At 71.7% G+C, this 20842-nt stretch carries 20 protein-coding genes and 1 riboswitch; of the genes, 9 read left to right on the forward strand and 11 right to left on the reverse strand.

Features of this window, described 5'->3' with window-relative positions; genetic code table 11:
* Positions 1–31: 31 nt before the first annotated feature.
* Positions 32–478 carry a pyridoxamine 5'-phosphate oxidase family protein gene (locus VSH64_RS22770; RefSeq protein ID WP_326837674.1) on the forward strand — a complete coding sequence of 149 codons (447 nt, stop codon included), beginning with the start codon at positions 32–34 and terminating at the stop codon, positions 476–478.
* A gap of 43 nt (positions 479–521) precedes the next feature.
* Here the strand turns inward: VSH64_RS22770 and lepA are convergent, their stop codons facing one another.
* Positions 522–2372, reverse strand: coding sequence for a translation elongation factor 4 (lepA, locus tag VSH64_RS22775; protein WP_326837675.1), 1851 nt, complete (start codon positions 2370–2372; stop codon positions 522–524).
* A 117-nt stretch (positions 2373–2489) separates the two neighbouring features.
* Between lepA and VSH64_RS22780 the strand changes: the two genes are divergently transcribed.
* Entirely contained in the window at positions 2490–3098 is a 609-nt protein-coding gene (locus VSH64_RS22780; protein ID WP_326837676.1) for a class I SAM-dependent methyltransferase, read from the forward strand.
* On the opposite strand, the gene VSH64_RS22785 is transcribed toward VSH64_RS22780, so the two are convergent.
* Positions 3095–3469 carry a VOC family protein gene (locus VSH64_RS22785; RefSeq protein ID WP_326837677.1) on the reverse strand — a complete coding sequence of 125 codons (375 nt, stop codon included), beginning with the start codon at positions 3467–3469 and terminating at the stop codon, positions 3095–3097. The two genes, VSH64_RS22780 and VSH64_RS22785, sit on opposite strands and share 4 nt — an antisense overlap.
* Before the next feature lie 22 nt (positions 3470–3491).
* The gene (locus VSH64_RS22790) at positions 3492–4355 is read right to left on the reverse strand and encodes an EamA family transporter (RefSeq protein ID WP_326837678.1); all 864 of its coding nucleotides are present in this window, start codon (positions 4353–4355) and stop codon (positions 3492–3494) included.
* A 410-nt stretch (positions 4356–4765) separates the two neighbouring features.
* Between VSH64_RS22790 and rpsT the strand changes: the two genes are divergently transcribed.
* Positions 4766–5026: a 30S ribosomal protein S20 gene (rpsT, locus tag VSH64_RS22795; RefSeq protein WP_326837679.1), complete on the forward strand. Its 261-nt coding sequence runs from the start codon at positions 4766–4768 to the stop codon at positions 5024–5026.
* A gap of 455 nt (positions 5027–5481) precedes the next feature.
* Here the strand turns inward: rpsT and holA are convergent, their stop codons facing one another.
* A complete protein-coding gene (gene holA / locus VSH64_RS22800) occupies positions 5482–6453 on the reverse strand; it encodes a DNA polymerase III subunit delta (protein ID WP_326837680.1) in 972 nt (323 codons plus the stop codon).
* A gap of 145 nt (positions 6454–6598) precedes the next feature.
* A riboswitch (SAM riboswitch) is annotated at positions 6599–6731 on the forward strand.
* 13 nt (positions 6732–6744) lie between these two features.
* Here holA and thrC point away from each other — a divergent pair.
* Positions 6745–8010 (forward strand): threonine synthase, encoded by a 1266-nt coding sequence (gene thrC / locus VSH64_RS22805; RefSeq protein ID WP_326837681.1) that lies wholly within the window; start codon positions 6745–6747, stop codon positions 8008–8010.
* Positions 8011–8476: 466 nt separating this feature from the next.
* On the opposite strand, the gene VSH64_RS22810 is transcribed toward thrC, so the two are convergent.
* A complete protein-coding gene (locus tag VSH64_RS22810; protein WP_326837682.1) occupies positions 8477–10858 on the reverse strand; it encodes a ComEC/Rec2 family competence protein in 2382 nt (793 codons plus the stop codon).
* Positions 10855–11601: a ComEA family DNA-binding protein gene (locus VSH64_RS22815; RefSeq protein ID WP_326837683.1), complete on the reverse strand. Its 747-nt coding sequence runs from the start codon at positions 11599–11601 to the stop codon at positions 10855–10857. The genes VSH64_RS22810 and VSH64_RS22815 overlap by 4 nt, the downstream gene beginning before the upstream one ends.
* Positions 11602–11784: 183 nt before the next feature.
* On the opposite strand from VSH64_RS22815, the gene VSH64_RS22820 reads away from it, so the two are divergent.
* The 3 genes from VSH64_RS22820 to VSH64_RS22830 are packed head-to-tail and all read left to right on the forward strand — an operon-like array spanning position 11785 to position 13643.
* Entirely contained in the window at positions 11785–12195 is a 411-nt protein-coding gene (locus tag VSH64_RS22820) for a nuclear transport factor 2 family protein (RefSeq protein ID WP_326837684.1), read from the forward strand.
* A gap of 46 nt (positions 12196–12241) precedes the next feature.
* Complete coding sequence (locus tag VSH64_RS22825; RefSeq protein WP_326837685.1) at positions 12242–13066, forward strand: oxidoreductase; 825 nt, start codon at positions 12242–12244, stop codon at positions 13064–13066.
* Positions 13067–13079: 13 nt separating this feature from the next.
* Positions 13080–13643 (forward strand): TetR/AcrR family transcriptional regulator, encoded by a 564-nt coding sequence (locus VSH64_RS22830; protein ID WP_326837686.1) that lies wholly within the window; start codon positions 13080–13082, stop codon positions 13641–13643.
* 21 nt (positions 13644–13664) lie between these two features.
* Here the strand turns inward: VSH64_RS22830 and VSH64_RS22835 are convergent, their stop codons facing one another.
* Genes VSH64_RS22835 through nadD form a run of 5 tightly spaced genes read right to left on the reverse strand, consistent with a single transcriptional unit; the run spans position 13665 to position 16928 of the window.
* A complete protein-coding gene (locus tag VSH64_RS22835; protein ID WP_326837687.1) occupies positions 13665–14513 on the reverse strand; it encodes a DegV family protein in 849 nt (282 codons plus the stop codon).
* A gap of 4 nt (positions 14514–14517) precedes the next feature.
* The gene (octT, locus tag VSH64_RS22840) at positions 14518–15246 is read right to left on the reverse strand and encodes a diglucosylglycerate octanoyltransferase (RefSeq protein WP_326837688.1); all 729 of its coding nucleotides are present in this window, start codon (positions 15244–15246) and stop codon (positions 14518–14520) included.
* A 3-nt stretch (positions 15247–15249) separates the two neighbouring features.
* A complete protein-coding gene (locus VSH64_RS22845; RefSeq protein ID WP_326837689.1) occupies positions 15250–15864 on the reverse strand; it encodes a histidine phosphatase family protein in 615 nt (204 codons plus the stop codon).
* Positions 15861–16283: a ribosome silencing factor gene (rsfS, locus tag VSH64_RS22850; RefSeq protein ID WP_326837690.1), complete on the reverse strand. Its 423-nt coding sequence runs from the start codon at positions 16281–16283 to the stop codon at positions 15861–15863. The genes VSH64_RS22845 and rsfS overlap by 4 nt, the downstream gene beginning before the upstream one ends.
* Before the next feature lie 45 nt (positions 16284–16328).
* Positions 16329–16928 carry a nicotinate-nucleotide adenylyltransferase gene (gene nadD, locus VSH64_RS22855; protein WP_326837691.1) on the reverse strand — a complete coding sequence of 200 codons (600 nt, stop codon included), beginning with the start codon at positions 16926–16928 and terminating at the stop codon, positions 16329–16331.
* A gap of 321 nt (positions 16929–17249) precedes the next feature.
* Between nadD and VSH64_RS22860 the strand changes: the two genes are divergently transcribed.
* On the forward strand, positions 17250–19358 hold the full coding sequence (locus VSH64_RS22860) for a RecQ family ATP-dependent DNA helicase (protein WP_326837692.1): 2109 nt from the start codon (positions 17250–17252) through the stop codon (positions 19356–19358).
* Positions 19359–19521: 163 nt separating this feature from the next.
* Positions 19522–20811 (forward strand): MFS transporter, encoded by a 1290-nt coding sequence (locus VSH64_RS22865; RefSeq protein ID WP_326837693.1) that lies wholly within the window; start codon positions 19522–19524, stop codon positions 20809–20811.
* Positions 20812–20842 lie beyond the last annotated feature (31 nt).

Consider the following 20842-nt stretch of genomic DNA (forward strand, 5'->3'; position numbering starts at 1 on the left):
ACTCTCACCGGCCCCGGCGTTAGGCTTCGGCATGACCGCCGATCTCGAGCACGTCCGCACGCTCTCCCTGCAGGAAAACGGCCTCGCGACCATCTCGACGACCCGCGCCGACGGCACCGTGCACTCGTCCGTGGTGAACGCCGGGGTGTTCGACGATCCCGTCACGGGCAAACCGGGTGTCGCCTTCGTGGCGATGGGCCGGGCCCACAAGCTCAAGCTGCTGCGCGCCGCCGGGCACGCGACGGTCACGTTCCGCCGCGGCTGGGACTGGGTGTCGGTCACGGGCACGACGCACCTCATCGGGCCCGACGACCCCGACGCCGCGTTCGACCCCGCCGGGCTGCCGACGCTGCTGCGGGACGTGTTCAAGGCCGCCACCGGCACCCACGACGACTGGGACGAGTACGACCGGGTGATGGCCGAGGAGCGCCGGGTGGCGGTGTTCCTCGCGGCCGACCGGGTCATCGGCAACCGCTGAGCGGCGGAGGGCGAGCCCGTGAGCGCGGGCTCGCCCTTCCGTGTTACTTCTTGTTCTTACCGCTGTCCTCAGTGGACAGAGCCGCGACGAAGGCCTCTTGCGGCACCTCGACCCGGCCCACGGTCTTCATGCGCTTCTTGCCTTCCTTCTGCTTCTCGAGCAGCTTGCGCTTGCGGGAGATGTCACCGCCGTAGCACTTGGCGAGCACGTCCTTGCGGATCGCGCGGATCGTCTCGCGCGCGATGATGCGCGCGCCGATGGCCGCCTGGATCGGCACCTCGAACTGCTGGCGCGGGATCAGCTCACGCAGCCGCGTGGCCATCCGGTTGCCGTAGGTGTAGGCCGCGTCCTTGTGCACGATCGCCGAGAACGCGTCCACGGTCTCGCCCTGCAGCAGGATGTCGACCTTCACCAGCTCGGCGACCTGGTCGCCGGCCTCTTCGTAGTCGAGCGAGGCGTAGCCGCGGGTGCGCGACTTGAGCGTGTCGAAGAAGTCGAAGATGATCTCCGCGAGCGGGATGTTGTAGCGCAGCTCCACCCGGTCTTCGGACAGGTAGTCCATGCCGAGCAGCACACCGCGCTTGCCCTGGCACAGCTCCATGATCGTGCCGACGAACTCGCTCGGCGCGAGGATGCTCACCTTCGACACCGGCTCGTGGACCTCGGAGATCTTGAGCCCCGTCGGCCAGTCGGACGGGTTCGTCACCACGATGTCGCTGCGGTCCTCGAGCACCACGCGGTAGACCACGTTGGGCGCCGTGGAGATGAGGTCGAGGCCGAATTCGCGCTCGAGCCGGTCGCGCGTGATCTCCAGGTGCAGCAGGCCGAGGAAGCCGCAGCGGAAGCCGAAGCCCAGCGCCACGGACGTCTCCGGCTCGTACGCCAGCGCCGCGTCGTTGAGCTGAAGCTTCTCCAGCGCTTCGCGCAGCTCCGGGTAGTCGGAACCGTCGACCGGGTAGAGGCCCGAGTAGACCATCGGCTTCGGCTCGCGGTAGCCGGCCAGCGCTTCGGTGGCGCCGTGGCGCTCGGACGTGACCGTGTCACCGACCTTCGACTGGCGGACGTCCTTCACACCGGTGATCAGGTAACCCACCTCGCCGACGCCGAGGCCCTTGCTGGGCTTGGGCTCCGGCGAGATGATGCCGACTTCCAGCAGCTCGTGGGTGGCGCCGGTGGACATCATGCGGATCTTCTCGCGCGGCGTGATCTTGCCGTCGACCACGCGGATGTAGGTGACCACGCCGCGGTAGGTGTCGTAGACCGAGTCGAAGATCATCGCGCGGGCCGGGGCATCCGCGTCGCCGACCGGCGCCGGGACCTGGCGCACGACCTCGTCGAGCAGCGCGCCGACGCCGACGCCCGTCTTCGCCGAGACGCGCAGCACGTCGGTGGGCTCGCAGCCGATGATGTGCGCGAGCTCGGCCGCGTACTTGTCGGGGTCGGCCGAGGGCAGGTCGATCTTGTTGAGCACCGGGATGATCTGGAGGTTGTTCTCCAGCGCCAGGTACAGGTTGGCCAGCGTCTGCGCCTCGATGCCCTGCGCGGCGTCGACCAGCAGCACCGCGCCTTCGCAGGCCTCCAGGGCGCGCGACACCTCGTAGGTGAAGTCCACGTGGCCCGGCGTGTCGATCATGTGCAGCACGTGGTCCTGGCCCTCGACCTGCCAGGGCAGGCGCACGTTCTGCGCCTTGATCGTGATGCCGCGCTCACGCTCGATGTCCATCCGGTCGAGGTACTGCGCGCGCATCGCCCGCTCCTCGACGACGCCGGTGAGCTGCAGCATGCGGTCCGCCAGCGTCGACTTGCCGTGGTCGATGTGGGCGATGATGCAGAAGTTGCGGATCAGTTCCGGCGGCGTGAAGGTGGTGTCGGCGAACGTCTTGGGCGCTGTCACTCGTGTGGTCCTCGGGAAAGGTCGGGGGTGGCCGCTTCCTATCGTCCCATGGACCTCCGGGTGCGGTTGGGGGTCATCCCCGATGCGAGCGCGCCCGGCTCGTGATGACCTCGAAGGATGAGCACTCCACAGCCTCCGCCGGGCGCTTTCGACAGCGCGTTCGACACCGCCCTGGACCGGGCCTTCGGCCACCCGACGGGCCTCCTCGGCCGGGTCGGCGGCCGGCTGATGTCCCGCGCCAACGCCGCCACCGAGCGCCGCCTCGTGGCGCTGGCCCGGCTCGAACCCGACGAAACGGTGCTGGTCATCGGCCCCGGCCCGGGTATCGGCCTCGATGAGGCGAGCCGCCTCACGCGCAAGGCCATCGGTGTCGAGCCGTCAGCGGAGATGCGCGCGCTGTGCCACGAGCGCTGCGGCGACCGCGTGGAGCTGCGGTCCGGCACCGCGGCGGACACGGGTTCGCTGGACGCCTCCGTGGACGCCGTGCTCAGCGTGAACAACGTGCAGCTCTGGGACGACCGCGCCGCCGGCTTCGCCGAGCTCTTCCGCGTGCTGCGCCCCGGCGGCCGGCTGCTGCTGTCCGCGCACGAGAAGTGGCTGCCCATCCCCCGCCACGACCTGGCCGCCGAAGTGACCGCGGCCGGCTTCACCGACCTGCAGACGTGGACCTGGGAACCCCCGGGCTTCGCCCCCTTGGCGGCTCAGCTGCGAGCGCTGAAGCCCTAGCGCGAGTCGCGGCGCAGCGGGTGGTCGCCCGGCACCTGCACCAGCACGATGCGCATCCCGTCCGGGTCGGTGATCCAGGCCTCGTCGAGCCCCCACGGCTCGCGCTGCGCCCCGCGGACCGGCGTCACGCCGCGCGCGGCCAGCTCCTCCAGCGTCGCCGGCAGGTCGCGCACCTGCAGCCAGAGGTCGACGGCCGGCGAGGGCGCCGCGTCGTTGCGGCCCACGACCTCGATCGAGCCGCCGCCGGCGAAGAACACCGTGCCGCCCGGGAACTCGCGTTGGATCGCCAGGCCGAGCGTGTCGCGGTAGAACGCGGTGGAGGCCTCGGGATCGCGCGGGTGGATCAGCACCCGGCTGCTCAGTACGTGCATGCTTCCTGCCTACCCGAGTGACTCAGGCCACCGCAATCGCGACGATCCCGGCCAGCACCACCACCGAACCCACCAGCCGGCGCGCCGCGTTGCGCTCACCGAGCACGAACCACGCCGCCAGCCCGCCCAGCACGATCGACAGCTCACGGGCCGGCGCGACCAGGCTCACGGGCGCCATTCGCAGTGCGTACAGCACCAGCAGGTACGCCGCGGGCGAGGCGAGGCCGACGATCAGCGTCTCCTTGCGGTGCTCCCGCCACAGCTTCGCCACCTCGGCGCGGTCCCGCAGCGCGGCCGGCGCGAGGAGCACGCTCTGCACCACCGCGCCGCCGCCGAAGTACACGAGCGGCGGAACGGCGAGCGTCGTCACGGAATGCGCGTCCCACAGCGTGTAGGCCGCGATGGTCGCCCCGGTGAGCACGCCGTAGAACACCCCCGCGCGGCGGGCCTTCGCGTCGCCCTCGCCGCCACCGAGGCTGATCACGAGCACACCCGCCACCACCAGCGCCGCGCCGACCAGCCCCAGCACGCCGGGCCGCTCGTGCAGCACGAGCACCGCGGCGAGCACCGACAGCAGCGGCCCGGTGCCCCGCGCGAGCGGGTACACGATCGAGAGGTCACCCACGGCGTACCCGCGCTGCAGCACCGTGCCGTACCCCACGTGCAGCACGGCCGTGACCGCGGCGGCGACCAACCACGTCCATTGTGGACGCTCGCTTTCCAGCAGCAGCACGGTGATCACGACCGGCAGCAGCACCACGGCCGAAACGGTGTAGTACAGCCACACGAACCGCGGCCCACCGAAGCCCACCCGCTTGGCCGCGAGGTTCCACCCCGCGTGCACGACCGCGGCGACGAGGACGAACGACAAGGCTGTGGTGTTCACCGGACCCCTTCGGGTCTTGCGCGCTCGCGAAAGACCGGGTCCTCCAGGCTTTTGTCCCGTCAGATGAACGGCGGGCTTCCGGCCGCGCCGACGGTGCCGCTCGGACCTGTCCCACCGGCCCTGGTTGTGGTTTCACGGTGCTGTGGATTGCCGAGTGTCGTGGTGCTCACGTCGCGCGCGTGCCGGCGGCGGAACCCTAGGCACTACCGTCGGCCAGGGTAGCCGAGCCGATCACGCCGGGCCGCCCACGGGGGCCGGGAGCAGGCCTGTTAGGCTTTCCGCTCGTTGTCGTGTGGCATTCCGTCAGGGAGGAAACCCGGCCGCGCCGAGGACTGGTTCTTCCGGTCTCAGCGCCCGGAGCCACTAACTACGCGGCAGCGAACTTCACCGAGTTGAAAGAGGACGCCTTCATGGCCAACATCAAGTCCCAGATCAAGCGCATCACCACCAACGAGAAGGCCCGTCAGCGCAACCTGGCGATCCGCTCCTCGGTGAAGACCGCGATCCGCAAGTTCCGCGAAGCCGCCGAAGCCGGCGACAAGGACAAGGCCCTCGAACTCCAGCGCGACGCCGCTCGCAAGCTGGACAAGGCCGTCACCAAGGGTGTCATCCACGCCAACCAGGCCGCCAACAAGAAGTCGGCCCTGGCGAAGCTGGCGAACGGGCTCTGAGCCTGAGCGCAGCCAGTCGGATCTGAAGAGGCCCGGTGACCGGAAGGTCGCCGGGCCTTTTTCTTGTCCGCAGGCAGGCAGCTGCGCCCCACTCGACGGCCGGAGTCCCAGCTGAGGGGCCGGCCAAGCAACCAGCGCGGCAGCACACGCACGGTCCCTGCCGGCTCGGCCCACGGATTGCCGCGGGTGCCGGATCGCGCGCGCTGATCCGCTGGCCGGTTTCGCCGAGCAAGCAACTTCACGGGGTCGCCAACGGTTGGCCCGCGTCGGCAGCCCTACGTACAACGACCAGCGGTTAGCCCAGGCCTGTCACCCAGGTGGCAGCCGCACCGACTGCGGCGCCCGGAGGCCATCCGAGGTCCAGGTGCCCCCGCAGCGGCCGTGCGGCGGCCCGTCGATCCGGCATCACCAATGCCCGCAGGGTCCCGACCGGCCGCAAGCCCGCCCGACCAGGGTCAGCGTTCGCCCTTTGCGGCCACGACATCGACCACCGCGCGTTCCAGCGCGTAGTCCGCGTCGGCGGCCACGCCCTTGACCTCGGCGTTCAGGCGGGCGACCACGCGCATCGCGGTGGCGAGGCCGTCCTGGCCCCAGCCGCGGGACTGGCCCTGCGCCTTGCGGATCTTCCACGGCGGCATGCCCAGCTCGCCCGCCATCTGGTTCGGGTTGCCGCGGCCGGCGGCCGACACGCGGGCGATCGTGCGGACCGCGTCGGCGAGGGCGTCGGCGACCAGGACATGCGGCACGCCGAGCTGCATGGCCCAGCGGAGCGACTCCAGGGCCGCCGCGCGGTCGCCGCCGACGGCCTTCTCGGCCACGGCGAAGCCGGTCACGTCGGCGCGGCCGGTGTGGTAGCGGCGCACGGCCTGTTCGTCGACCACGCCGCCGGTGTCGGCGACGAGCTGGGTCGCCGCGGAGGAGAGCTCGCGCAGGTCGGAGCCGACTGTGTCGAGCAGCGCCATGACACCCCCCGCGTCGATCTTGCCGCCGGCGCGGCGCACCTCGTTGCGCACGAACGACTCCCGCTCGGCGGGCTTCGTGAGCTTCGGGCACTCGGTGATCTCCGCGCCCGCCTTTTTCAGCGCCGCGGGCAGCGCCTTGGCCGCCTTGCTGCGGCCGCCGCCGGTGTGCACGACCACGAGCACGATGCCGTCCGCGGGCGCCTTGAGGTACGCCATCACCGCGTCGGACAGCTCCTGCGAGATGTCCTGCGCCGAGTCGAGCACGATGACCCGGCCCTCGCTGAACAGCGAAGGACTCACCAGCTCGGCGAGCACGGGCGGTGTGAGTTCCGACACCCGGTTGCGCGTCATCTCGGCCGTGGAATCCACGGCGCGCGCGGCGTCCAGCGACGAGCGGACAGCCCGCTCGATGAGCAGTTCTTCCTCACCGAGGACGAGGTGCAGCGGCGCGGGTGCGGTGGTCACCCCACCATCCTCTCACCCGCCCGGCCACGCGCCCGCCGCGGTGATGTGCGCCGCCACCGTGGCACGAGGTGATCGCCATGTCGTACGGTGTACCCGAGGCAGCGCCCCGCCAGACCGGATACACGGTGCGCCGAAAACTGAATACCGCTCATCCAGAGGGGCAGAGGGAACGGCCCGACGAAGCCCCGGCAACCGGCGTAAGCCTGTCTTCCCGCAATTGCGGGATAGCTGACGATCACGGTGCCAATTCCGGCCCGCTTCGGCGGGGCAGATGAGGAAAGGAACCTCGCGATGACTGCAACCCTCGGAACATCCTCCACCAAGAAGACCCTGGATCTCGGTCCGGCTGTCGAACTGGTGTCGAAGGAAGAGGGCCACCGGCAGCCGCTCGCCCCCGAGTTCGTGTCCGCGGAGGACTTCTCCCCGCTCGAGGTCGCCTACGACTTCGGCCGCGTGCGCCGCGAAGACATCGAGGCCGGCCCCAAGAACATCTGGCGCTACAAGAAACTCCTTCCCGTCCCCTCGAACGTCGAGGAGATCCCGAACACCGAGCCGGGTGGCACCCGCCTCGTGAAGGCCGACCGGCTCGCCAAGGCCCTGGGCCTCAAGTCCGTGTGGGTCAAGGACGACACCGGCAACCCCACGCACTCCTTCAAGGACCGCGTGGTCGCCGTCGCGCTGGCCGCCGCCCGCGAGTTCGGCTTCGAGGTGCTCGCGTGTCCCTCCACCGGCAACCTGGCCAACGCGACCGCGGCCGCCGCGGCCCGCGCCGGCTGGCGGTCGGTCGTGCTGATCCCGAGCTCGCTCGAGCGCGCCAAGATCCTCACCACCGCCGTGTACGACGGTGACCTGATCGCCGTCGACGGCAACTACGACGACGTGAACCGCCTCGCCACCCAGCTGGCCGGCGAGCACCCGACGTGGGCGTTCGTGAACGTGAACGTGCGCCCGTACTACTCCGAAGGCTCCAAGACGCTCGGCTACGAAGTCGCCGAGCAGCTCGGCTGGCGCCTACCGCCGCAGATCGTGGTGCCGATCGCGTCGGGCTCGCAGCTCACCAAGGTGGACAAGGGTTTCCGCGAGCTCGGCCAGCTCGGCCTCGTGGAAGCGAGCCCCTACAAGGTCTTCGGCGCCCAGGCCACCGGCTGCTCCCCCGTGTCCACGGCGTTCCGCGCCGGCCACGACGTGGTGCAGCCGGTGAAGCCCGACACGATCGCCCGCTCGCTCGCGATCGGCAACCCCGCCGACGGCCCCTACGTGCTCGACGTGGTGAACCGCACCGGCGGCGCGATCGAAGACGTGAGCGACGAAGAGGTTGTCGAGGGCATCCGCCTGCTGGCCCGCACCGAAGGCATCTTCACCGAGACCGCCGGCGGCGTCACCGTCGCCACGGCGAAGAAGCTCGTGGAGACCGGCAAGCTCGACCCCGACGCCGAGACCGTGCTGCTCATCACCGGCGACGGCCTCAAGACCCTCGACGCCGTCGAAGGCCGCATCGGCCCCAAGGCGACCGTGCCGCCGTCGGCCGAAGCCGTCTCCAAGGCCCTCGGCTACTGAGCCGACCGACAGGCCTGAGCCGACCGGCAGGTCGAGCCGCGCCGCGCCGCCGAATCGACCGAAGGCGGCCGGCCGGTGATCCGATTCGAGCGGAACGGGCCCGAGCCAGGCTGACGGCCGGGCCCGACCTGACCTCGCCGCTCTCGGCCGACCCGCGTACCTCAGCGTCGGCCGCGAACTGCCGGGACCGCGGAACATGCCGGCGACCCAGGAGATGCTCGCCGTCGGCGTACGCCGGCGGCGTGCGCTGGGTCGACATCGCGCGGTCCTAACGGCTTGCCGAAGACTTCCTCGCGAGCCGGCCGGCGGAGTCCGGGCAGAGCCGACCGGCGAAGCTGACCGACCGCCAGGCCCAGCCGAGCCGCGCCGCCGAAACGACCACGGCCGGCCGGCCGCATCGATCGGCGCGCCGAATCGAGCCGAACGGGCCCGAGCCGAGCTGACCGACGGGCCCGCGGGCCGCTCCTCACCGGGGCGGCCCGCGCGGCTCGCCCCGGCGTACCACCGCCGGCCCGCCGTCTCCGGGCACCACGGCCGTGTCACCGTCCACATCGGTCCGCGTCACGAGCACGCCCAACGTGCCCAGCACGTCCACTGTGGACTTCGCAGGATGCCCGTAACCGTTGCCCGCACCGACGCTGATCATCGCCGCCCGCGCACCCACCGCCGTGAGGAACTGCGGTAGCGAGTACCTGCTGCCGTGGTGCGGCACCTTCAGCACGTCCGCGTGCAGATCCACCCCCTCGGCCAGCAGATCGGCCTGCGCGGCCAGCTCCACGTCTCCGGTCAGCAGCACGCTCCCCGCCGCCGTGGTCGCCCTCAGCACCACGGAACTGTTGTTGATCATCGTGCCGTCCTGCTCGGCCGCCGCCCGGGAGGTGACGTAGCGCGGCCCCAGCACGTCGAGCGAAAGCCCCGGCCAGCCGAGCCGCTGCCCGTCGCTCAGTTCGAGCAACGGCACGTGGTGCGCCGCCGCCTGCTGCGACACCTGCTGCCACGCCCACGCCGGCGCGCGCCCGGGCCCGACGGCGATCGCGCCGACGGCCCGACCGTCGAACACCGACGACAGGCCGCCGATGTGGTCGGCGTGCAGGTGGCTGAGCACCAGCAACGGAATCCGGTCCACGCCGAGCCGCCGCAGGCATTCGTCCACCGGCCCCGGCTCCGGCCCGGTGTCCACGACCACCGCCCGCCCGGCCTCCGCCGTGGACAGCACCACCGCGTCACCCTGACCGACGTCGCACTCCACCATCGCCCAGCCCTTCGGCGGCCAGCCCGGCGAGAGCACCCGCGGCGGCACGAAGATCAGCAGCACCGCCACCAAAGCCATCGCGACCAGAAGCCGCGCGCGCCGGAACCGCATCGCGACCACCACCACGACCAGCACTCCGGCCGCGCACAACCCACCCCACCAGCCGCCCGGCCACGTGAGCACCGCACCCGGTGCACGGGCGCCTTGGCGCGCGACGGTGATCAGCCAGCGCGCCTCCGGATCGGCCAGGCGCACCAGCACGTGCCCGGCCCCCGGCCACCAGGGCCCGACCACCGTGGCCAGCACCCCGAGCACCGTCACCGGCGCGACGACAGGGGCGGCCAGCACATTGGTGACCACCGAGACGAGGCTCACCGTGCCCGCCATACCCGCGATCACCGGCGCCGTGACCACGAACGCCGCCAGCGGCACGGCGACACCTTCGGCATACCCCGGCGGAACCCCACGCCGCACCAGCGAACTCGCCCATCGCGGCGCCAGCAGCACCAGCCCCGCGGTGGCGAACACCGACAGCGCGAACCCGAAGTCCGCCGCCATCACCGGATCCCACGCCACGAGCACGCACACCGAGAACGCCAGCGCCGGCAACGCGGATCCTCGCCGCCCCAACGCCAACGCCAGCAGCGCCACCCCACCCATCACCCCGGCCCGCAGCACACTCGGCGCCGGACCGACCAGGACCAGGAACCCGCCCAGGCACAACCCCGCCGCGACCGCCGACACCCGCGGCCCGATCCGCAGCAGCCGGCAGAGCAGCAGCACCGAACCGCAGAGGATCGCGAGATTTCCGCCACTGACGGCCATCAGGTGCGTGAGCCCCGACTCCGTGAACTCCTGCTCCACCTGCTCCGGCAACGCGCTCGTGTCACCCAGCACCAGCCCGGGCAACAGCCCCGCCGGCTCTTCGGGAAGCACCGCGCACAGGTCGTGCAGGCCCGAGCGCAACGCCGCCGCCGCGCGCTGCCACCACGGCGCGGCAGTGACCCCGGTCGGCGCGCTCTGGAGATACACAACCGCGGCCGTCAGCTCTCCGCCGCGCGCCGGCGCCAGCCGGCCTGACGCGGTGACGTCCTGGCCCGGCAGCAGCCCACCCCACCCGGCCACGGGCGCGATCAGCAGGACCCGACCGGTGGACGCCACGGGCTGACCGTCCACAGTGGCCGATTCCACCCGAGCGTCGACGACCACCGATCGCGTGCCCGCCTGCTGGTCGGCGTACCCGGCACTGTGGATCGGCCGCGGGCGCTCGGTGACCTCGACGCGCAAGGTGGCGGTGAGCCCGTGGGCCGCGGCCGGCCCGAGCGCGTCCTGGTCCGCACCGCGGATCCGCCACGCCGTCGGCAGCGCCACGACCAGCCCGAGCACCAGCAACGCACCCGCCGCGCCGAGCCAGCGCCCGCGCCGCCGCGCGAGCAGCACAGCCGACAGAACCACCGCCACCGCACCGAAAGTCGCGGCCGCCCACCATCCGAGCCGCAGCCCCGCGAGGGTGCCGCCCCAGGCCGCGAGCGCGGCCGGGACGAGCCTCAGGTCGTGATCGCGCCACGAGGGCGCGTCCGGCCGGCCGAGCATCATCCGACCGTCACCTGTTCCCTCAGCTTTTCGAACTTGCTTTCGCCGATGCCCTCCACGTCGCGAAGTTGCTCGACGCTCGAGAAGCCGCCGTGTTCGGTGCGCCAGTCGACGATGCGGCCCGCGGTGACCTCGCCGACGCCGGGCAGGGTGTCGAGCTGCGCGGGTGTCGCCGAGTTGAGGTCGAGCTTGCCCGCGGGCGCGCCGGATCCGGCCGGGGCCGAAGACGCGACCGTGATCCCGACCGCCAGCTGTTCGCCGTCGGTGAGCTTGCGCGCGAGGTTGAGGCCGGACAGGTCGGTGCCCGGATCCGCGCCACCGGCGGCCCGCACGGCGTCGGCCACGCGCGACCCGGCCGGCACGGTGACGAGACCGGGCGCCCGGACGTGCCCGATCACGCTGATCACCAGCTTCGCGGCCGACGACGACGGCGCCGCGACGGATGGGTGGGCCTTCGCGCTCGGCAGCGCCGGCGCCAGCTCCGCCGCGGGCGATCCGCCGAACACCGTGAATCCCGCGGCGATCAGCGCGACCACGACCACCAGGCCCAGCGCGACCAGCACCCGCGGGTTTTTCAGCACACCGGGCAGACCGGGGTGCGCCGGGTCGGCGCCGCCGGGCAGCCAGCGCCGGACCAGCCGGCCACCGGGCCCGACGGTCTGCGGGCCCGCTGCCAGCTGATCGGCCAGCCAGGCCAGCCTGGCGTTCACGGGAGTGCCCGGATCCCGGGCGGTCTGATCGAACACACGTGCGACGGTAGGCGGTGATCGACTCCGGCCGCCAGGGCGAATTCGGCGGCCTGTGGATAACTCGCCCCTTGTGGATAACTCGGCCTCCGCGGCGGTCGGACGGCCGTTTCCGTCGGCCCGCGGTGCCATGCTTTCCGCCATCACCGCCCTCGACGGCGAGCCCCACGAAAGGACCGAGCCATGACGAACGAATCCGAGATCCGCGCCCTGATCGAGAACTGGGCCACCGCCGTCCACGCAGGCGATCTCGACGGCGTGCTGGCCGAGCACTCCGAAGACATCGTGATGTTCGACGTCCCGCCACCCCACGAAGGGGTTCGCGGACTCGCCGCCTACCGCGAGACCTGGCCCCCGTTTTTCGTCTGGCAGGCGGAAGGCGCCACGTTCACCATCCTCGAACTCGACGTGACCGCCGGCGACGACGTGGCGTTCGCCTGGGCGCTGCTGCACTGCGGCACGCCGGCCGATCCGCCGGGCCACCACCTGCGCCTCACCCTCGGCCTGCGCAAGGTGCGGGGCCGCTGGACCGTGACGCACGAGCACCACTCGTTCGCCTCGGTCGACCCTGCCCCGGTTGAAAGTGAACGATGACTCATGATAAACCTGAGTCCTGGTTCATTTTCAGGAGGTGTTGGCCATGTCCCCCAAGGTCGCCCTGGTCACGGGTGCGTCGTCGGGTATCGGAGAGGCAAGCGCGCGCGAGTTGCTGCAGCGTGGGTACACCGTTTATGGCGCCGCGCGGCGGGTGGAGAGGATGGCCGGCCTCGCCGAGCGTGGTGCGCGGACGATCGCACTGGACGTGACCGACGAGGAGTCGGCGGAGAAGGCCGTGGCGGCGATCGTCGCGGAGTCGGGCCGGATCGACCTGCTGGTGAACAATGCCGGCTACGGCTCGTACGGCGCGGTCGAAGACGTGCCGCTGCAGGAGGGTCGCTACCAGTTCGAGGTGAACGTGATCGGGGCCGCGCGGCTGATCCAGCTCGTGCTGCCGGTGATGCGGGCGCAGCGCTCAGGCCGGATCGTGAACATCTCGTCGATGGGCGGCAAGATCCACACCCCGCTCGGCGCCTGGTACCACGGCTCGAAGTTCGCACTGGAGGGCTTCTCCGACGTGCTGCGGCTGGAGGTGGCACCCTTCGGGATCGACGTGGTGGTGGTCGAGCCCGGCGGGATCGCGACGGAGTGGGGCAGCATCGCGGTGGACCACCTCATGGAGGTGTCGGGCGAAGGCGCATACGCGGATCTGGCCGGGAAAGTCGCGAAGGGCATGACGGGCGGGATCAACGCGCGGATGCTGTCGCAGCCTTCGGTGATCGCGAAGGCCGTGGCCAAGGCTGCGACCGCTCGGCGGCCGCGCACGCGCTACGCTGCGGGTTTCGGCGCGAAGCCCCTGATCTTCCTGCGCCGTGCCCTGCCCGACCGCGCGTTCGACGCCCTCATCAAGCGGGCCGTCGCGAGCTGACCCCGGAGAGCCGATGGAGCCGTCCCGTCCGTTGCGCGCCGACGCGGTGCGCAACCGCACCAAGATCCTCGACGCGGCGCGGGAGCAGATCACCCGGCTCGGTCCCGACGTGCCGATGGACACGATCGCCGAGGCCGCGGGGGTCGCCGTGGGCACGTTGTACCGGCACTTCCCGACGAAAACCGACCTCGTCACGGCGGTGATCGGCGAGCACAGCGAGCTGATCACGCAGGCGATCGAGGCGGCGGCCGAGCGGGTGGCCGGCGGGGCCGACGCGATGAGCGAGATCTCGGCGCTGATGAGCCACATCGTGGAGGCGGCGGCGTCGGACCGGGCGGTGAAGGCGGCCGCGCAGGACGTGGGCGCGGAGTTCCTCACGCCCGAGCAGGAGAGCCGCAGCCGAGCGGCGACGACCGCCATGATCGAGGCCGCCCAGCGTGACGGGCGGCTGCGGGAAGACGTGACGGCCGACGACTTCTACCTGCTGATCCTCACCGCGCCCACGGCCGTCGAGCCGGCGGTGCGGGCGCGGTGGCTGCAGCTGTTCCTCGCGGGCTTCACCACCAGCCGGAACTGAAACCCTTACCGGCCAAGGGGATCACCGCTCGCGCTGCACGACCACGCCGAGCACGCCCGGGCCGGTGTGGGCGCCGATCACGGCGCCCAGCTCCGAGACCACGCAGCCGCCGGCGCAGCCGGGCACGGCTTCTTCGAGCCGGTTGGCGAGCTCGACGGCTCGTTCGGGCGAGGCGAGGTGGTGCACGGCGAGCTCCACCGGGCCGTCGCCGGCCGCCTGCACCGCGAGCTCCACCAGCCGGGCCATGGCCCGGTTCATGGTCCGGACCTTTTCCAGCGGAAGGATGCGCCCTTCGGACATGTGCAACACCGGCTTCACTGCGAGCGCTGTGCCCAGCAGAGCGGCCGCCGGCCCGATGCGGCCGCCGCGGCGGAGGTGCTCGAGGGTCTCGACCACGAAGAGCGTGGACGAGCGACGGGCGGCCTCGACCGCGGCCGCTTCGACGTCGACCGCCGATTTGCCCGCGGTGGCGGCCACCGCGGCGTGCAGGGCGGCGAACCCGAGCCCCATCGCCGTGGTGCGCGAGTCGACCACGCGCACGAGATCCGGGTCGACTTCCTGGGCGGCGAGCACGGCGGCTTCCCAGGTGCCGGAGAGCTGTTTGGACAAGTGCACCGAGACCACGGACTCGGCGCCGTCCTCGAGCGCGGCGCGGAAGACCGCGGCGAACTCGGCGGGCGTGGGCCGTGACGTGGTCACGATCTTGCGCTCCCCCAGCGCTTCCGCGAGGGCGGCCGGGCCCATTTCGGTGCCGTCGTAGGACACGGCGCCGTCGACGAGGACGTGCAGGGGCACCACGCGCACCGAGTGCCGGTCGGCGAAGCCCTCCGGCAGATGGGCGGTGGAGTCCGTGACCACGGCGACCGACACGCCGTCAGCCTACGTCGCCGGGGTGCAAAGCCGGTGTCATCAGCTTCGCCATGGCCGTGCCGACCGCTTCGTGACCCGCCCAGCCCCAGTGCATTCCGTCGGGGTTGCCGTCGCCGCCGAGCACGTGGTCGCCGACCACGGACGGGAGGTCGAGCAGTGGTACGTCCACTCGCGCGCCCCAGGCGGCCATCGCGGCGGCCGCGGCGGGGCGGGCGGTGTGGACGCGACCGTAGGCGTCGGCGCGGTGCACCGACGGCAGCATCCCGAAGATCGGCAGCTCGGGCCGCAACACGCGCAACGCCTCCACAGCGAGGTCCAGGTAGTGCACGGTCAGCTTCGCGGGCAGCACCGCGGGCCGGCCCCGCAGCACCACGGACAGGCGGGGCTGCGCGGCCAGGTACGCGCCGCGCACGACGCGGCGCACCCCGTCGGGACGGAGGTACCGCAGGCCGGTGCGGAGGTAGGTCGGCAGCGGCGACGGCAGCGTGTCCATGCTGCCGATCGCCAGCACGATCGCGTCCGCGTGGTGCAGGTCGGCCCACACGCGCGGGTCGCCGGTGAGCGACCACCACACGTCGCGCGCGGTCCAGCCGATGCCGGCGACCAGGTCGGCGTGTCCGCCGAGCGCGGTGGCCGCGACGTTGGGCCACAGGCGTGGTTCGTCGGCGGCACAGGGGCCGACGGGTCCGTGGAAGCTCAGCGAATCACCGAACACGAGCAGGTGCGGGCCCATCGATCAGCCGGTGATCCCCGCGTTGTACGCGTGCAGCCGCCAGGCGTCGTCGCGGCGGCCGAGCTCCACCCAGTGGCAGTTCATGATCCCGCCGAGCGACGGCCAGATCTCGAGCGGCAGGCCCAGCAGCTTGGCCGTGAGCGCCACGATCAGGCCGCCGTGCGAGGCGAGCAGCACCGACTCGCCGGCCTCGGAATTGGGCTGCAGCAGGTCGTTCACGACCTCGCCCGCGCGCGCGGCGACGTCCACTCGGGACTCGCCACCCGGCGGCGCCCACGCGGCATCGGAACCCCATTTCCTGCGCTCACCGGGGTACGCGGCGTCGACCTCGGGGCCGGTCATGCCCTGCCACTCGCCCAGGTGCGTTTCGCGCAGGCGCTTGTCGATGCGCAGCGGCACGCCGATGGCCTCCGTGAGCACGGTGGCCGTGTCGGTGGCGCGGTGCAGATCCGACGCGATCACCAGGTCGGGCGAGAACCGCGCGAGGGCGGGCACGGCGAACCGCGCCTGGTTCCAGCCGACCGGGGTCAGTGCGGAGTCGAGGTGTCCCTGCATGCGGCCGGCGGCGTTGTAGTCCGTCTCGCCGTGCCGCCAGAGCAGCAGCCGCTTCAGGCTCACGCGTCCAGACCGTCCACGCTGCCGGCGCTGTCCGCGGCGGCTTCGCCTTCGCCCGCCACCGCGAGGCCTTCGACCTCGATGCGCGGGCAGTCCTTCCACAGCCGCTCGAGGCCGTAGAACGAGCGCTCTTCCTGGTGCTGCACGTGGACCACGACGTCGACGTAGTCCAGCAGCACCCAGCGGCCTTCGCGGGCACCTTCGCGGCGGACCGGCTTGTGCCCGCCGATGCGCAGCTTCTCCTCGACGTTGTCGACGATCGCACCGACCTGCCGCTCGTTGGCCGCGGACGCGATCACGAACGCGTCGGTGATCACGAGCTGGTCGGACACGTCCAGCACGACCACGTCGCTGGCCAGCTTGTCGGCTGCCGCGTGCGCGGCCGCGACGGCCAGCTCTCGTGCCTCGGACGTCGCTGCCACAGTGCTCCTTCAGGGTTCGGGGTACGCCCGGACGAGGGTACCCGGTCACTCACCTCGGTCTTTGCGGTACAGGTCCTTCTTGGCGATGTAGCGGACCACGCCGTCGGGCACGAGGTACCAGACGGGCTCGCCGCGCTCCACCCGTTCGCGGCACGCGGTGGACGAGATCGCCATGGCGGTGACCTCCACGAGGCTGACTTTGCCGCTCGGCAGGTGGTGCGAATTGAGCCGGTAACCGGGCCGCGTGACGCCGATGAAGTGCGCGAAGTCGAACAGCTCGTCGGCCTTGTGCCAGGTGAGGATCTGCTCGAGCGCGTCGGCGCCGGTGATGAAGAACAGCTGGTCGTCCGGATATTCCTCGTGCAGGTCGCGCAGCGTGTCCACGGTGTAGGTCTGGCCGCCGCGGTCGATGTCGACGCGGCTCACGGAGAACACCGGGTTGGACGCGGTGGCGATCACCGTCATCAGGTAGCGGTCCTCGGCGCGGGTGACCACGCGCTCGGACTTCTGCCACGGCTGGCCGGTCGGGACGAAGATGACTTCGTCGAGCGCGAAGCGCGACTGGACCTCGCTGGCCGCGACGAGGTGACCGTGGTGAATGGGGTCGAAAGTGCCGCCCATGACCCCGATCCGACGTGGTGACATAGCCGGTGAGCCTATACGCGCGGGCGCGCGAGAGCCGCCAGTTGCGGCTGCGACGTGCGTAACGTGCGAGCCCGGCCTCCCGCTCCCCAGGAGGAGGCCGGGCCCGCACGTCCGCTCCGGCGATCAAGGGGGCACCGCCGGGCGACCGGTCACCTCCCCCGAGAGGCACCGGTTGCCCCAGGAGAGCCGGGAACCCCGAGTGCCTTACGCGAGTCTCCATTGTGACTTGAGTCACATAACCCTGGGTATCGGAGTGCGAACGGTCCGTTCGCGCCCCGTCCGGCTCACGTTCTGTCGGTCCCATGGGGTAGACCGGGGGACGTGGACACCACCGAAGCCCTTCGCGAGCGTGCCGAGACCCTGCTGCGGTCGCTCGCCGGCGAAACCGCGACCCTGCGCGAAGACCAGTGGACGGCGATCGAGGCCCTCGTCGCCCACCACCGGCGCGCGCTCGTGGTGCAGCGCACCGGGTGGGGCAAGTCGGCCGTGTACTTCCTGGCCACGGCGCTGCTGCGCGAGCAGGGGGCCGGGCCGACGGTGATCGTCTCTCCCCTGCTGGCGCTGATGCGCAACCAGATCTCGGCCGCCGCGCGCGCCGGGATCCACGCGGCCACCATCAACTCGGCCAACGCGCAGGAGTGGGACCAGGTGCAGGCGTCGGTGGTCGCCGGCGACGTCGACGTGCTCCTGGTGAGTCCCGAACGGCTCAACAACCCGGATTTCCGCGACGCCGTGCTGCCCAAGCTCACCGCGAGCGCGGGCCTGCTCGTGGTGGACGAAGCGCACTGCATCTCCGACTGGGGCCACGACTTCCGCCCCGACTACCGCCGGCTGCGCACGCTGCTGGGCGACCTGCCCGACGGCGTGCCGGTGCTGGCCACCACCGCGACGGCCAACGACCGCGTGGCCACCGACGTCGCCGACCAGCTGGGCATCGGCGCGGGCGGTGACACGCTCGTGCTGCGCGGACCGCTCGACCGCGAGAGCCTGCGCCTGGCGGTGGCCGAGCTGCCCACGGACCAGGCGCGCCTGGCGTGGCTGGCCGAGCACCTGGCCGAGCTGCCGGGCTCCGGCATCATCTACACGCTCACGGTCGCCGCGGCCCACGACGTCGCCGCGCTGCTCGGCGAGCGCGGCTACCCGGTGGCGGCGTACACCGGCAAGACCGACCCGGCCGATCGCCAGGCCGCGGAAGACGACCTCTTGGCGAACCGGGTGAAGGCGCTCGTGGCCACGTCGGCACTGGGCATGGGGTTCGACAAACCGGACCTCGGGTTCGTGGTGCACCTGGGTGCGCCGTCGTCGCCGATCGCGTACTACCAGCAGGTCGGTCGTGCCGGCCGTGGCGTCGAACGCGCTGAGGTGGTGCTGCTGCCGGGGCGTGAGGACAAGGCGATCTGGGCGTACTTCGGCTCGCTGGCGTTCCCGGACGAGCTGCGGGTTTCGCAGGTGCTCAACTCGCTGGCGTACGCCGACCGTCCATTGTCGACGGCCGCGCTCGAACCGACGGTGGAGCTTTCGCGCTCGCGGCTGGAGATGGTGCTGAAGGTGCTCGACGTCGACGGCGCGGTGCGGCGCGTGCGCGGCGGCTGGGAGAGCACGGGCCAGGAGTGGCAGTACGACCGTGACCGCTACGACCGCGTCGCGAAGGCGCGCGAGGCCGAGCAGTCGGCGATGCTCGGCTACATCTCGACCACGGGCTGCCGCATGGAGTACCTGCGCCTGCAGCTCGACGATCCGGAAGCGACGCCGTGCGGCCGCTGCGACAACTGCACCGGGCAGCACTGGGACACCGCGGTGTCGGAGGAGGTCGTGGGCGCCACCCGCGAACGGCTCGAGCGGCCGGGTGTCGAGGTGGCGCCGCGCAAGCAGTGGCCGAGCGGGATGAAGGGCCTCGACGTGCCGCTGTCCGGCCGCATCGGCGCCACCGAGCAGGCCGAGCCGGGCCAGGTGCTGGGCCGGCTCACCGACGTCGGCTGGGGTTCGCGGCTGCGCGAGCTGGTCGGGCCGGGGGCGGTGGACGACCTCGTTCCGGACTCGGTGTTCAAGGCCTGCGTGAAAGTGCTCGCCTCGTGGCCGTGGGCCGAGCGCCCGACGGCGGTCGTCGCGGTGCCGTCGGCGACCCGGCCGGTGCTGGTCGCGAGCCTCGCCGAGCAGCTCGCCACCATCGGCCGGCTGGAGCACCTGGGCACGCTCGACTCCGCCGGCCCGCCGCCGCGGCAGGCCAACAGCGCCCAGCGCCTCGCCGACCTCTGGCACCGCCTGTCCCTGCCCGAAGACGTGGCCGCCCGCGTCGCCGAGACGCCCGGCCCGATCCTGCTCGTGGACGACGTGATCGACACCGGCTGGACGATGACCCTGGCCGCTCGTCTGCTGCGCCAAGCGGGCGCGAAGGCGGTGCTGCCGTTCGGTCTGGCCAGCACCTCCTGACCCGACCCGACGGCGCGGCTCGGCGAACGCCGCCGGACCCGGTCCAGACCACCACAGTCAGCGCCACGAGCAACCACCGCCGATTCCGGTCTGTGAAAAACTACCGATCACCGGGCCTTTCTGGCAAAGTGCCCTTCCACCCCTCGCGGACGTGGAGGTCGGCGTGACCGAATCGACAGCGGAAGTCCTGACGAGGCACCGGTTGCCGGTGCGGAAGTTGCTGGCGGCGAGCGCCGGGAACGCGTTGGAGTGGTTCGACTGGACCATCTACGCCACGTTCAGCATCTACTTCGCCGGCGCGTTCTTCCCGTCGGGCAACGAAGCCCTGGCGTTGATCAACACCTTCGCCACCTACGCGCTGGCGTTCTTCTTCCGGCCCCTCGGCGGTGTGATCCTCGGGCGGTTCGCGGACGTGCACGGCCGCAAACCCGCGATGATCATGACGATCGCGCTCATGGCCGGCGGGTCCGTGGCGATCGGGGTGTTGCCGACGTTCGCGCAGGTCGGCTGGTGGGCACCGGCGTTGCTGCTGCTCGCGCGCGTGGCGCAGGGCCTGTCGCTCGGCGGTGAGGTGTCCAACGCGTCGGCCTACCTCGGCGAGATCGCACCGGCGAAGCGCCGCGGGCGGTATTCGTCGTTCTTCTACATCTCCACCGGCTCGGCGGTGCTGATCGCCACCGTGCTCGGGTTCGTGCTCGCGCGCACGATGGACAAGGCGCAGCTCGCGTCGATCGGGTGGCGCATCCCGTTCCTGCTCGGCGGGGTGCTGGGTCTCGTCGGGCTGTGGCTGCGGCGCAGCCTCGCGGAAACCGAGCTGTTCGAACAGAAGAAGGAGCAGGCGCGGCGCGTGGAGCGGCCGCTGCTGACCACGCTGACGCACCACCCGCGGGCCGTCGGGCAGCTCGTGGGCTTCACGATGCTGTCCACGCTCTGCTACTACACGTTCTTCAGCGCCCTCACGTCCTTCGCGGTGAAGACGCGCGGCGCGAGCGACGTCGACGCGTTCCTCGCCCTCTCCATCGCCACCGCGCTTTTCGTGGTGCTGCAATACCCGATGGGCGCGCTCGCCGATCGCGTCGGACGCCGGCCGCAGCTGCTCGTGTGGTCGGGCGCCACGGCGCTGGTGGTGGTGCCGCTGTCGTTCCTCGTGGGACCGGGGCTCGGCGGGCTGCTGGTGGTGTTCTGCGTGGGCCTCGGCCTGTACACCGCGATGACCTCGCTCGCGCCCGCGATCATGAGCGAGCTCTTCCCCACCGAACTGCGCGGCCTGGGGATCGGGGCTTGGTACAACCTCACCGTCGCGGTGTTCGGCGGCACCGCGCCGCTGGTGCTCAACGCGCTGTCGGCGGCCGGGGCGGCCACCGTGTTCTTCGTCTACGTCGCGGTCGCCGCGGCCATCGCGTTCGTGGTGGTGCTGCGCCTGCCCGAGACGAAGGGCAGCGAACTGCGGTAATCCCTTCGAGGCCGCGCCGGCCGGGTCGCTA

Source organism: Amycolatopsis rhabdoformis (genome assembly GCF_035918295.1).
Classification (GTDB): Bacteria; Actinomycetota; Actinomycetes; order Mycobacteriales; family Pseudonocardiaceae; genus Amycolatopsis; species Amycolatopsis rhabdoformis.

Excerpts from the sequence above, each read along its gene's own strand:
- VSH64_RS22780 (WP_326837676.1), top strand. The coding sequence starts at position 2,490 with ATGAGCACTCCACAGCCTCCGCCGGGCGCTTTCGACAGCGCGTTCGAC.
- octT (WP_326837688.1), bottom strand. The coding sequence starts at position 15,246 with ATGGGCCCGCACCTGCTCGTGTTCGGTGATTCGCTGAGCTTCCACGGA.
- VSH64_RS22810 (WP_326837682.1), bottom strand. The coding sequence starts at position 10,858 with ATGATGCTCGGCCGGCCGGACGCGCCCTCGTGGCGCGATCACGACCTG.
- VSH64_RS22820 (WP_326837684.1), top strand. The coding sequence starts at position 11,785 with ATGACGAACGAATCCGAGATCCGCGCCCTGATCGAGAACTGGGCCACC.
- thrC (WP_326837681.1), top strand. The coding sequence starts at position 6,745 with ATGACTGCAACCCTCGGAACATCCTCCACCAAGAAGACCCTGGATCTC.
- VSH64_RS22825 (WP_326837685.1), top strand. The coding sequence starts at position 12,242 with ATGTCCCCCAAGGTCGCCCTGGTCACGGGTGCGTCGTCGGGTATCGGA.
- nadD (WP_326837691.1), bottom strand. The coding sequence starts at position 16,928 with ATGTCACCACGTCGGATCGGGGTCATGGGCGGCACTTTCGACCCCATT.
- rpsT (WP_326837679.1), top strand. The coding sequence starts at position 4,766 with ATGGCCAACATCAAGTCCCAGATCAAGCGCATCACCACCAACGAGAAG.
- VSH64_RS22770 (WP_326837674.1), top strand. The coding sequence starts at position 32 with ATGACCGCCGATCTCGAGCACGTCCGCACGCTCTCCCTGCAGGAAAAC.
- VSH64_RS22830 (WP_326837686.1), top strand. The coding sequence starts at position 13,080 with ATGGAGCCGTCCCGTCCGTTGCGCGCCGACGCGGTGCGCAACCGCACC.
- VSH64_RS22785 (WP_326837677.1), bottom strand. The coding sequence starts at position 3,469 with ATGCACGTACTGAGCAGCCGGGTGCTGATCCACCCGCGCGATCCCGAG.